This is a genomic window from Lampropedia puyangensis (genome assembly GCF_004833285.1).
Classification (GTDB): domain Bacteria; phylum Pseudomonadota; class Gammaproteobacteria; order Burkholderiales; family Burkholderiaceae_C; genus Lampropedia; species Lampropedia puyangensis.
In genome coordinates this window covers 1-12574 of sequence record NZ_STFG01000030.1, presented here as the reverse complement: position 1 = coordinate 12574, position 12574 = coordinate 1, and the positions used below count along the sequence as shown (strand labels likewise).

Annotated in this window: 12 protein-coding genes and 1 tRNA gene; 9 read left to right on the top strand and 4 right to left on the bottom strand. The window is 52.2% G+C overall.

All coding sequences use genetic code 11. The features are described from left to right. Positions 1-49 precede the first annotated feature (49 nt). The 4 genes from E9531_RS16195 to E9531_RS17545 form a co-directional block, all read right to left on the bottom strand. Complete coding sequence (locus tag E9531_RS16195) at positions 50-862, bottom strand: UDP-2,3-diacylglucosamine diphosphatase (RefSeq protein WP_136574815.1); 813 nt, start codon at positions 860-862, stop codon at positions 50-52. A 39-nt stretch (positions 863-901) separates the two neighbouring features. Then, positions 902-1399, bottom strand: a complete 498-nt coding sequence (locus E9531_RS16190; protein ID WP_136574814.1) for a peptidylprolyl isomerase — start codon at positions 1397-1399, stop codon at positions 902-904. An 83-nt stretch (positions 1400-1482) separates the two neighbouring features. After that, positions 1483-2076 carry a peptidylprolyl isomerase gene (locus E9531_RS16185; protein ID WP_136574813.1) on the bottom strand — a complete coding sequence of 198 codons (594 nt, stop codon included), beginning with the start codon at positions 2074-2076 and terminating at the stop codon, positions 1483-1485. A 288-nt stretch (positions 2077-2364) separates the two neighbouring features. Continuing rightward, positions 2365-2967 (bottom strand): tetratricopeptide repeat protein, encoded by a 603-nt coding sequence (locus E9531_RS17545; protein WP_158291824.1) that lies wholly within the window; start codon positions 2965-2967, stop codon positions 2365-2367. 342 nt (positions 2968-3309) lie between these two features. Here E9531_RS17545 and cysS point away from each other — a divergent pair, with 342 nt between their 5' ends. From cysS to E9531_RS16135, 9 genes are all read left to right on the top strand, one after another. Further along, on the top strand, positions 3310-4701 hold the full coding sequence (gene cysS, locus E9531_RS16175; protein ID WP_136574811.1) for a cysteine--tRNA ligase: 1392 nt from the start codon (positions 3310-3312) through the stop codon (positions 4699-4701). Further along, entirely contained in the window at positions 4701-5906 is a 1206-nt protein-coding gene (locus E9531_RS16170; protein ID WP_136574810.1) for a DNA-3-methyladenine glycosylase family protein, read from the top strand. The genes cysS and E9531_RS16170 overlap by 1 nt, the downstream gene beginning before the upstream one ends. Positions 5907-6077: 171 nt before the next feature. Further along, a complete protein-coding gene (locus E9531_RS16165; protein ID WP_136574809.1) occupies positions 6078-7064 on the top strand; it encodes an acetyl-CoA carboxylase carboxyltransferase subunit alpha in 987 nt (328 codons plus the stop codon). A gap of 97 nt (positions 7065-7161) precedes the next feature. Beyond that, positions 7162-8118 (top strand): tRNA lysidine(34) synthetase TilS, encoded by a 957-nt coding sequence (gene tilS, locus E9531_RS16160; protein ID WP_425293601.1) that lies wholly within the window; start codon positions 7162-7164, stop codon positions 8116-8118. A gap of 117 nt (positions 8119-8235) precedes the next feature. Continuing rightward, positions 8236-9537, top strand: coding sequence for an aspartate kinase (locus tag E9531_RS16155; protein ID WP_136574808.1), 1302 nt, complete (start codon positions 8236-8238; stop codon positions 9535-9537). A 62-nt stretch (positions 9538-9599) separates the two neighbouring features. Further along, positions 9600-9692: transfer RNA gene (locus tag E9531_RS16150), tRNA-Ser, on the top strand. A gap of 269 nt (positions 9693-9961) precedes the next feature. Next, a complete protein-coding gene (locus E9531_RS16145; protein WP_136574807.1) occupies positions 9962-10282 on the top strand; it encodes a hypothetical protein in 321 nt (106 codons plus the stop codon). Positions 10283-10439: 157 nt separating this feature from the next. Beyond that, positions 10440-11438, top strand: coding sequence for a DUF932 domain-containing protein (locus tag E9531_RS16140; protein WP_136574806.1), 999 nt, complete (start codon positions 10440-10442; stop codon positions 11436-11438). 150 nt (positions 11439-11588) lie between these two features. After that, positions 11589-12574 (top strand): YqaJ viral recombinase family nuclease (locus E9531_RS16135; RefSeq protein ID WP_136574805.1); only part of this gene is annotated, 986 nt, incomplete at its 3' end.

Genomic DNA, 12574 nt, shown 5'->3' with positions numbered 1-12574 from the left:
GGCCTTGTGCCAACAGTACTGAAGACACATCCAATCTGTAGGCCTCTAATCAGCCATAGGAGATTGGAATGCGTTGCCAGTGCGTTGTTGTGTTGTTGCTGGAGTAGCGAAGCACTTCTGCCCGCGGGGTATCACTGTCCATATCCCAATCGGCCATGACGATGCGTGCCTGCCCATTGCCGAGATCATGTTCTGCGGGCATGTGGGTGTGGCCATGGATCAAGGTGTTGCAGCCAGTGGTTTGCAGCCATTGTTTGGTTGCCTCGGTATTGAGGTCAACGTAGCTGTCCAGACTCTGGCCTTGTTTGCGATTTTCACTTTCACTGCGGATGCTAGCCGCGAATGCACGCCGGGCCGTCAGTGGTTGGGTGAGAAACTGCTGTTGCCAGGCAGGGTTGCGGCTTAATGTGCGAAATTGTTGGTATGACAAGTCATCGGTGCACAGTGCGTCCCCATGAGAGAGGAGCCAGCGTGGTGCTTCTGTACCAGTGCCAATTTGCAAAACGGTGGGGTCTTGCAAGAGTTGTACACCTGTGCGGTTGGCAAACGCCTCTCCAATCACAAAGTCGCGATTGCCATGCATGAAATACACCGCTTTGCCTGCGGCAGTGGTTTGCTGTAATGCAGCAGCTACTTCTGCTTCAAAACTGCCAGTCTCATTCAGAGCATCATCACCCACCCAAACCTCAAACAAATCACCCAAGATCAGAATGTGCTGCGCTGGGGTGATTTGTAAATAGTGGGCAAACATAGCCCAAGTTTTGGGGTGGCTGCGCTGCAAATGCATGTCAGCCACACAATCAACGATAGTGGGTGCGTGGGGTGAATGCGGCGCAGTGAGTGTCAATTGCCCAGCGTTCATGGCATCACCCGGTTTGGCATCGTTTGCAGCAAGGGCAATTTAGACTTCAACGGCTTTGGTAATGACCACGTCTTCTTTTGGTACATCGTCATGGTAGCCGCGGCGGCCTGTTGCTACGGCTTTGATAGCGTCTACTACTGCTGTTCCATCGACCACTTTGCCGAATACGGCGTAGCCCCAACCATCTTGGCCTGGGTAGTTCAGGAAACTGTTATTGCCTACGTTGATGAAAAATTGTGCTGTTGCTGAGTGTGGGGCGCTGGTGCGAGCCATGGCCACAGTGTATTGATCGTTTTTGAGACCGTTTTTGGCTTCGTTTTCGATTTCTGCGCCAGTGGCTTTTTGGTTCATGCCCGGCTCAAACCCACCGCCTTGAATCATGAAATTGCCAATCACGCGGTGAAAAATCGTGTTGTTGTAATGGCCATTGCGTACGTAGGTGAGGAAGTTTTCTGTTGATTTGGGTGCTTTTTCTGCATCCAATTCCAGTGTGATGATGCCGTGGTTGGTGTGAAGTTCAACTTTTGGATTGCTCATGGTGTTCCTTTGAGGGTGAGTGCGTCGCCTGGGCCATATTGGTTGTGCGTGTTCCAAGCGATGTATGAAAGAGGGCGTTCGGTTTATTGGATTTTGGTGGCCGAAATGATCGTCACCGTAGTGGCTGGCACATTTTCATGTGCGCCTTTGTTGGTTGTTTCGACAGCTTTGATCTTGTCCACAACGTCCATCCCTTCAACCACCTTGCCGAACACAGCGTAGCCTGGGTTGCCTGGGCGGTAATTCAATGGGGTGTTGTTGTTCACGTTGATGAAAAACTGGCTGGTGGCTGAGTTAGGCACCATGGTGCGGGCCATGGCAATGGTGCCACGTTCATTTTTCAGGCCATTGTCTGATTCGAGCACGATGGGCGCACGCGTGGGCTTTTGGCTCATGTCTTCGATAAAACCGCCGCCTTGAATCATAAAGCCGTCAATCACGCGGTGAAAAATAGTGCCGTCATAGTGCTTGTCTTGCACATACTGCAAGAAGTTTTCAACTGTTTTAGGCGCTTTTTGCGGTTCCAGCTCCACGACAATGTCCCCTTGCGAGGTGTGCAGTTTCACACGTGGCAAAGCATCTGCCGCCTGCGCGATGGCTGGGAAGATGGCTGCGGCAGCCAATGTGCCTGCAAACAGAGCGCGAAGGGTGCGGCGTTTGGATGAAGTGTTTGGCATAGGAATAAAGGAATAACGAGTGTGAAAGTACAGGTGCTGCGGCATAGGGCCGAAACAGCCGTTCAGGACAATGGTCTATCAGTAGGTCGATGGCCCGGCTCCTGACGGAGTAGCCTAGACCCCTAATACCTAAGCCATTGTGTGGCTTAAAGGGATTGAAAAGTTCCGGCGCCACCTGGGTGCAGGCGAAGTTTGGGTCAGCTGAGGCGCCATCATAAACGCGGATGCGGGTTGCTGCGAAGGAGGCTGTGGGGTTGCATGACCTTCACTGGAGCAGGCACAAAGCTATCACGGAGAGGATGTGTCCGGTGTAGTCGCTTCTGGTTGTGTTTTTTGCGATCCCGGTAACACCGCTTTCAATGCACTAAGTTGCGCATGGGTTTGTGCGGTGGGCGCGAGTTGGTTTGCCTTTTCCAAATGGCTGATGGCCAGTTGCACCATGACTTGTGCCAGATTGGCATGTGCTTGGGCGTAATCAGGGTTGTTGACCAGTGCTTTCTCCAGCATGTCGCGCGCTTCAGGCAGGCGGCCTTGTGCAGCACGCAAACTGGCCAGATTGTTCCAGGGCTCTGCTAATTCTGGATAGGTCTGTGTGAGCGCGGTGAGCGTTTCTTCTGCCGCTTCGGTTTGCCCTAGCGCAGTTTCTGCATTGGCCTTGAGAAATTGGAGTTGTGGATCGCGTGGGGTGGCTTGTAAAGCTTGCTCGGCTTGCTCTAACGCCTGTTTGTTCTGCCCATTGCTTAATAGTGATTGGATAGTGGTGTGGGCTTGTGTTTGCGCGGCTGCATGGGGCAGTGCTGCGAACACAAGAGCACAAGCGCTAATGCTGCTGACCAGCAAACGTTGCAGTGGATGAGGGTAGCAGGCAACAAAGGAGCGCAATAAGAACATAGGCTTGATGAAATGAGATCTGCAGTCTGGTGTTGAACCTTCAAGAGGTTCCTTAGTATAGAGGGTAGACAGGGCCTTAGACGTTCGTGGGAGGGGGCACTGTGTGCTGAGGAAGTTTTTGTGGGGCACAACTGAGCATTTCAAATTTAGAGTGCCAGCTAATTGTGCGGCGTGTGGCTTTGTTAGCCTATCTCTACTGAATGGCGCTACCCTTTGTTTGGATGCTGAAATTACTCGGTTTTGCAAATAGCCGGATAATGGCAGGTTGCATTCACGCAGCATCGGCCTTTGAGTAATGGGCGAGGCGCTGCATTTCGGATTGATGGAGCAGGTTTTTCTCTTATGAGTCTTCGCATCTACAACACCCTTACCCGCGCTGTGAGCGAGTTCACCCCTTTGGAAGCGGGCCATGTTCGCATGTATGTGTGCGGCATGACGGTGTATGACTATAGTCATTTGGGCCATGCCCGGTCGATGGTTGCTTTTGATGTGGTGCAGCGCTGGCTCAAAACGATTGGATACCGCGTTACTTACGTGCGCAACATCACAGATATTGACGACAAAATTATTCGGCGTGCGACTGAGAATGGGGAAAGCATTCGCCATTTAACGGACCGCATGATTACCGCGTTGACAGAGGATGCGGATGCCTTGGGTATTGAGCGTCCTACCCATGAGCCGCGAGCAACGGACTATGTTCCCCAGATGCTCAGCATGATTGCAACGCTGGAGGCGAAGGGCTTGGCGTATCGCAGCGGTGGTCAGGCAGAGCATGGCGACGTCAATTACGCAGTGCGTAAGTTCCATGGCTACGGCAAGTTGTCAGGCAAAAGCCTGGAAGAGTTGCGGGCGGGTGAGCGTGTGGCTGTACTAGACGGCAAGCAGGATCCACTTGATTTTGTGCTTTGGAAGAGCGCTAAGGACAGCGAGCCTGAAGACGCTAAATGGGATAGCCCGTTTGGAAAAGGACGGCCAGGTTGGCATATTGAATGTTCGGCGATGGGCTGCGCGTTGTTGGGCGAGCATTTTGATATCCATGGCGGCGGTGCCGACCTCGCATTTCCTCACCATGAAAACGAGATCGCCCAGAGTGAAGGCGCCAACGGCGTGCCATTTGCCAATGTCTGGATGCACAACGGCTTTATCAATGTGGATAACGAGAAGATGTCCAAGAGTTTGGGCAATTTCTTCACCATCCGCGATGTGCTCCAGTCGTTCGATGCGGAAACCATTCGTTTCTTTATTTTGCGTAGCCATTACCGCAGTCCCCTTAATTACAGCGATGTGCATTTGAAGGATGCCCATGCTGCACTCAAGCGGTTGTATACCGCTTTATCTCTGGTGACTCCGGCGGCTGACTATGCCATTGATTGGCAGCAGCCGTATGCCGCACGTTTTGCCGCCGCCATGAATGAGGACTTTGGCACGCCAGAGGCTGTGGCCGTGCTCTTTGATTTGGCTGGTGAAGTCAATCGCAGCCATGACGACAAAATGGCTGCGCTTCTCAAAGCCTTGGGTGGTGTGATGGGGGTGTTGCAACGCGATCCAGAGGCTTTTTTGCAAGCAGGCAATGCCGTAGATGCCAGCGTGATTGAGGCGCAGATTGCAGAGCGTGCCGCAGCTAAGGCTGCGAAAGACTTCGCCAAGGCCGATGGGATCCGCAAGGCCTTGCTGGAACAAGGTATTGTGTTGAAGGATTCCGCCCAAGGGACAACGTGGGAGATGGCGCTCTGATGGCTGCAGTACGTCCAAAGGTGAAGCCTGTTGAGCAGGCCGCTACACCAGTCAAAAAAACAGTACGCGCCAAGGCCGCAACACCGACTGTAGTCAAAAAAGCGGCAGGTAAGGCTCTGGCTGCGGAGAAAAAAAGTGCCAAGCAAGACGCCAAGAGCATTGATGCTGCTAGTGCAGTGAAGGCTTCGGGTGCTACCAGTGTCCGCAAGCGCAGCGGCCGCACGGTGGTCGCTGATGAGCAGATCGAGTCTGTAAAGAAGCCAGTTGCGCCTAAATCTGCAACTGCTAAAAAATCAGTGGCGACCAAAACGGCCACTAGAAAAATGGCTAAGACTGCTGTGCAACCAGTGTCCTTAACCATTGAGGCAGTGGAGTCGGAGCCGGTGGTGAAAAAACGCGCTGCGGTTAAGTCCGTCGGCATTTCCGGCGTGGACATTTCTCCTGCTAAATTGGCACGTCAAAAAGTGTCTGCAACCAAAGCTGTTGAAGTGAAAAAACCAGCGACCGCAGTACTTAAAAAGACGGTGGTTGATGCAGAGGCGGCAGGAAAGTCCAAGCAGACTGACAGTACTGTTATTGCTGAATCAGTCAGTCCGGAGTACTGGGAAGAAGCATGCCGCTACCTGATCAAGAAAGACCGCATTTTGCGCAAAATCATTCCGAAATATTCGGGAATGGGATTGCAGTCACGCGGTGATGCTTTCTCGACTTTGGCGCGCAGCATTGTGGGTCAGCAAATTTCTACGTCAGCTGCTGCTGCGGTGTGGAGTCGTGTGGAGCAAAGCGTGCGCGGCAAATTCACTGCTGCAAAGGTATTGGCTTTGGATGAAGCCAGCTTGCGGGCATCTGGCTTATCTATGCGCAAGGCCGAGTACTTGCGAGATTTGGCATTGCACGTACAGGAAGGGCGCTTGAACGTCAAAGCCTGGCAGAAAGCCGATGATGAAGCCATTATTGCGGAGCTGACGGCAGTGCGTGGCATTGGCCGTTGGACGGCAGAAATGTTTTTGATGTTTCACCTTATGCGCCCCAACGTTCTGCCACTGGATGATCTGGGCTTGATTCAGGGCATTAGCCGTAATTATTTTTCTGGAGAGCCGGTTTCACGCAGCGATGCGCGTGAGGTCGCCGAAGGCTGGAAGCCTTGGCGCACCGTGGCAACATGGTATATGTGGCGCTCATTGGCGCAGCCTCAGGCCTATTGAAACTGCTTTGAGCAGTAGCGTGCGTTGGCTTGTTTAGCCAGCAAGCGCTTTCGGAGCTAGAAAAAGCACAATTCTTGAGCAGTGGGATGTGTGGCCTAAAATGCGGCCACTTGCCTGTATGTCAATTCAGCGGTTTGAACCTTGTGGACTCAAACCCCGCACCTATCAATCATGGCTAAAAAGAATTATTTGGATTTTGAAAAACCGATCGCAGACTTGGAGTTGCGTATTGAAGAGTTGCGCACCGTCAATGATGGCAATGACTCAGTAAACCTCAGCCATGAGATTGAACAGCTGAGTAAGAAGAGTCAGCAGCTTGCGCGTGATATTTACAAGAATCTCACTCCATGGCAAACCACTAAAGTGGCACGGCACCCAGACCGTCCATACACCTTGGATTACGTGCGTGAGATGTTTACCGATTTCACCGAGTTGCATGGTGATCGGCATTTTTCTGAGGATGCCTCGATTGTGGGCGGTTTAGCGCGGTTTGATGGCGCTCCTTGCGTTGTGCTGGGGCACCAAAAGGGGCGTGACACGAAGGAGCGTGCTAAGCGCAATTTCGGCATGACCAAGCCAGAAGGCTACCGCAAGGCGTTGCGTTTGATGAAAATGGCAGAGAAGTTCCGTATTCCTGTCTTCACTTTTGTGGATACGCCTGGTGCCTACCCCGGAATTGATGCGGAAGAACGCAACCAATCTGAGGCGATTGGTCGGAATATTTTTGAAATGGCCCAACTCAAGACCCCCATCATTAGCACCATCATTGGTGAAGGCGGCTCGGGTGGTGCTTTGGCGATTAGCGTAGCTGATGCGGTGATCATGCTGCAGTACTCTGTGTATTCAGTGATCAGTCCGGAAGGTTGTGCCTCCATTTTGTGGAAAACAGCCGAAAAAGCCGAAGAAGCGGCGCAAGCGTTGGGTATTACCGCGCCGCGTTTGCAGACGCTGGGCTTGGTCGATAGCGTAGTTGGTGAACCATTGGGTGGGGCCCATCGTGATTGCAAGCAGATGGCATTTCAGCTCAAGCGCGAATTAGAGCGTGCTTTGGCGGAAATCAAAGATTTGCCAACCGAGCAATTGATTGCCCGCCGCCATGAGCGCATTTTGAGTTATGGCAAATTCAATGAAACGCCCGTTGCAAAAGCCAAGCGTTAAGTGTGTGAGCGTGGGGACGGATTTCTCCTTGCTTACGCTGTTGGCATTGAATCAATGATCTGATTGCCTCTCTTGAGTTTGACGGATTTTCCGCGTGGTGGATGTGAAAACCTGCCTTGATCATGCGCTTGCGCGCTGGCAATTTAACGGCCCTGTTGCGATCGCTTTGAGCGGTGGGGCCGATTCCACTGCTTTGTTATTGGCGTGCTGGCAGCGCTGGCCAGCACAAGTAGCGGCCATTCATGTGCACCACGGCCTTCAGGATGCTGCTGATGGCTTTGCCAGTTTTTGCCAACAGCTGTGTCAGCAATGTTGTATTCCTTTGCACATTGAGCGCGTTGATGCACGCCATCAACCAGGTCAGAGCCCTGAGGACGCCGCCAGAAAAGCAAGGTATGGTGCATTGACTGCGGGGGCGCAAGCACTAAGACAGGTGCATGCCGTGGATGTGCGTTCCATTGCACTGGCCCAGCATGCAGATGATCAGGTAGAAACCTTGTTGCTGGCACTGAGTCGTGGTGCTGGCTTGCCAGGCCTGTCGGCCATGCCCGCTTTTTGGCAACGCAATCATCTTGACTGGCATCGCCCTTTATTGGATGTGCCCGGTCAGGCATTGAGGCAATGGCTGCAGGGGCAAGGGCAGGCGTGGATTGAGGATCCGACCAACGAGGATCAGACGTTTACTCGCAACCGTATTCGTCAGCAAATCATGCCTGCTTTGGCAGAGGCATTTCCGACTTTTCGCCATACTTTTGCGCGTAGCAGTGCCCATGCGGCGCAGGCGCAGCAGCTACTGCACGAGGTGGCGCAAGAGGACTGGCTGCGTTTAGAGCAAAAGCCTTCTATTCGTGGTCTGCAGCAACTCTCTATTGCACGGCAAGCCAATGTGCTGCGTTTTTGGCTTATGCAGCAGCAGGAGAGAGCCTCGACCGTGCAACTGCAGGAATTGCAGCGCCAAATTGCAGCTTGCACAACCCGTGGCCATGCAATTCACATTAAAGTGGGGCGGGGTTTCGTTATCCGTGAAAAAGACCATTTACTTTGGGTAAAATAGGCCGGTTTTGCTTTTGCGAATCAATTCCGTATTCTCAATGCCGCAGGGTTGCGGGTGCATGTGAATTGATGACTTTTGAGCGCAATGCGTGGCATTGCACAACTTGCAGAAAAGAAGATGGCACTGATTGTTCATAAATACGGTGGTACCTCCATGGGCACTACCGAGCGCATCCGTAACGTGGCCAAGCGTGTCACTAAATGGGTTAAGGCAGGTCACCAAGTTGTGGTGGTTCCCAGTGCCATGAGTGGTGAGACCAATCGTTTATTAGGACTGGCTGCTGAGCTTGAACCTAAAGAGCGAGACAGCAGTACGCGCCGCGAGTTGGACGCTTTGGCAGCAACAGGGGAGCAAGCCTCGTCTGCTTTGCTGGCTATTGCGCTGCAGGCTGAAGGCCAGCCTGCTGTCAGTTTCACGGGCTGGCAAGTGCCTGTTCGCACTGACAGTTCCCATATGAAAGCGCGCATTGAATCGATCGAAGGTCAGCGCATTCGTAAAGAATTGGACGGTGGGCGTGTCGTTATCGTTACGGGTTTTCAAGGTATTGATGATCAAGGCAATATCACTACGCTCGGGCGAGGCGGCTCTGATACATCTGCAGTCGCGATTGCCGCAGCCATCAAGGCTGATGAATGCTTGATCTATACCGATGTGGATGGTGTTTATACGACCGATCCGCGTGTGGTGCCCAATGCGCAGCGCCTCAAAACCATTAGCTTTGAAGAAATGCTGGAATTGGCCAGTCTTGGCTCCAAAGTTCTGCAAATTCGCTCAGTTGAGTTTGCAGGTAAATACCGCGTCCCGTTGCGCGTGCTCTCTAGCTTTACCCCTTGGGATATTGATTTGGTGGAAGAAGCCAAGTCCGGCACATTGATCACTTTCGAGGAAGACGAAAAAATGGAAAAAGCAGTTGTTTCAGGCATCGCCTTCACGCGTGACGAAGCCAAAGTGTCTGTTCTGGGTGTTCCTGACAAGCCAGGCATTGCCCACATCATTTTGGGCGCGGTGGCAGATGCCAATATCGAGGTGGACGTCATCATTCAAAACCTCAGTAAAGAAGGCAAGACTGATTTCAGTTTCACGGTTACACGCGCAGACTATGAGCGCACACTGAAGTTGCTCAACGATAAAGTGCTGGCGCAGCTTGGCGAAGGTACAAGCGTGGTGGGCAATACGCAAATCAGCAAGGTCAGCATTGTTGGTATTGGCATGAAGAGCCATGCCGGTGTTGCCAGCACCATGTTCCGTGCCTTGAGCCAAGAAGGCATCAATATTCAGATGATCTCTACCTCCGAGATCAAAACGTCAGTAGTTATTGACGAAAAGTACGTTGAACTGGCTGTTCGCTCATTGCATACTGCTTTTGGTTTGGATGGCGATACCACTATTGAAGTGCCAAAGCGTAACGACGAAAAATAAACAAAATTCTTGCTTTTTGCCTGAAAAGGTATGATTTTCAGGCATAATTGCTGTCTTCAAGCGGAGACGTGACCGAGAGGCCGAAGGTGCTCCCCTGCTAAGGGAGTATGGGGTGATGAGCTCCATCAAGGGTTCGAATCCCTTCGTCTCCGCCAATGATGTATATAAATCAACAACTTACGAATGAGTTTCTGATTTGTACCACATAAAAACCCACATAAAGCAAGCCGCTTATGTGGGTTTTTTCTTGCCTTCCTCTCAATAGGCTGCCTGAAAGAAAACTTCAAATAAAAAGATTTCAGCCACATATCACCCCCTTGAACACAAAGATGTTTGCCTGTTTTCGCAGCATCTATGGCTCATCCATCAGCCCCTTTTCATTCTGGATCGGGGGCTTTTTGTTTGTCCTCTTCAAGGAGTTTTCATGGCTTCATGCCCCCATTGTCATTCTCACAATCTCAAACACCGCACTCTGGGTAGAACCGTTGCTGGTTCTGTCGGAGGCTTAGCCGGAGGTGCCGCAGGCGTTGCCGGTGCGTTGAACGGCGCACGCACTGGTGCCATGGCCGGTGTCGTTGCTGGCCCCATTGGTTCTGTCTTAGGCTCTATTGCAGGTGCTGCCCTTGGCGGTCTGCTGGGCAGCAAGATCGGCTGTGAAGTCGGTTCTGCCGTTGGCGATAGCTTGGATGCCAATGTCTTGGACAACATCGAATGCATCGACTGTGGTCACACCTTCCGCTTGTGATGGTTTTGCTGATTGATTCAGTAGTCTCTCTTCCCCTTTTGCTTTTCCTTGTTCTTTTACTCATAGGCCCACTGGTTTTATCCAGTGGGCTTTTTTGTTGTCTTGTCTTCTTTCCCTGCTCCCTCTTTCCTGTTCATTTTTACTTTAAGGAGTCTGTATGTCCCATCTCGTCGAAACCATGGCCTATGCAGGCCAAACCCCTTGGCATGGTCTGGGCCACAAACTGGCCCGTCGTCAGCCCATAGATGTCTGGGCACAAAAGGCTGGTATGGACTGGACCATTGAATCCACCCCAGTGCGCTACATGGCAGAAGACAAGTCTTTGGGCCTTGGTTATGGCGAAGCCCTGGAGTTTCCAGACCAACGCGTCTTGTACCGCTCGGATACCAAGGCACCACTCTCAGTGGTCGGTAGTCGCTACAAAGTTGTTCAACCCCGCGAGGTCTTGGAGTTCTACCGTGATCTCACCGAAGTCTCTGGCTTTGAATTAGAAACAGCCGGAGTATTGCGTGCCGGTCGTAAGTTCTGGGCATTGGCCCGTACTGGCAAAGAAACCGCCCTCAAAGGCAATGACGTGGTCAAAGGCTATTTGTTATTGGCGACTTCTTGCGATGGCACCTTGGCCACGACTGCAACACCAACAACCGTGCGGGTCGTCTGCAACAACACCTTGTCCATTGCTTTGGCAGGTGCTGCAGGAAACGCCTCTGGCGCCATTCGTGTACCGCACAGCCGCTCATTCAACCCTGACGAAGTCAAACGCCAATTGGGTATTGCAGTCACCCAGTGGGATGGTTTCATGTACCGCATGAAGATGCTCACTGAACGCAAAGTCAAAACCCACGAAGCGATGGACTTTTTCCTCAAAGTACTGTGTACGAATGAAGGAAACAGCAATGGCACTCGCGGCTATACCGGGTTAACCAATGAGCGTGCATTGAAGAAAGCCCAATCCTTGTACGAAGGTGCTGGCCGTGGCGCAGAGCTACAAGCAGCCAAAGGCACAGCCTGGGGCTTGCTGTCATCCATTACGGAGTTTGTGGACCATGAGCGCCGTGCACGTTCACAAGACAACCGCTTGGACAGTGCTTGGTTCGGTCAAGGTGCTGCAATCAAACAGAAGGCCCTAGAACAGGCCTTATCGATGGTGGAGTGATCTGCCTATGTCTAAGCCCCAAACACCCCGTCATAAGGCCCCTGTAGCGATACAGGGGCTTTTTTGTTGTGGGTGTTGGGTATCGCTGTGCATGCGCGGTCAAACGCCATTGATCTATGTATGCCATTTTTAAATTCCATGGAGGTTTTGATGTCTCAAGTCACTTCAAATGTTGAATCCACTCAACGCCCCTTGCGCTCTGCAGTACGCCCCGCATTACGCCTGGTTAAAACCAATGACCTCTCACGCGATGAATGGCTGGATGTGCGCATGAAAGGCATTGGCTCATCCGATGCCGCTTCTGCGGTGGGTCTCAATCCCTACTGCTCCCAGCTGGAGCTGTGGATGGTTAAAATCGGTAGACAACATCTGCTGCCGCAAGACGATCCCAATGACGAATCCAGCCCCATGTATTGGGGCACATTGCTGGAACCCATTGTGGCTGCGCATTACACCAAACGTACAGGCAACAAGGTACGCCGGGTCAATGCCGTCTTGCAGCATCCTGAGCACCCTTGGATGCTGGCCAATATCGACCGTGAAGTGGTGGGGGCAAACGATGTACAAATTCTGGAATGCAAAACAGCAGGCCTGAACGGAGCCCGTCTCTGGAAAGACGGAGTGCCCGAATACATCCAACTGCAAGTTATGCACCAACTGGCAGTCACAGGCAAACAAACTGCTGACGTCGCTGTACTCATCTGTGGTCAAGAACTGCAAGTGCATCGCATTGAACGGGACGAAACCATGATTGCCCAACTCATTGCACTGGAGCAGCAGTTCTGGCGTTTGGTCACATCTAACCAAGAGCCGGATGCCGATGGTTCGGATTCAGCGGATCTGGCCCTGCGGTGTTTGTATCCCAAAGATGCAGGCTCCATCGTGGATTGGAAGGCAGATTCGTCTATGAGCGCCACGTTTGGTGATTTGCTGGATGTACGCAGTCAGCTGACCAAGTACCAAGAGCAAGAAAGCCAGCTGAAGCAAACCATTCAACAAGCCATGGGCCATGCCAGTGTCGCCTTGTTTGAAACAGGTTCAGTGAGCTGGAAACAAGCCAAAGAATCCAGCAGCATCGACACCAAGAAGCTGGCTCAAGATCAGCCTGAACTCATTGCGCAATACACACAAACCAA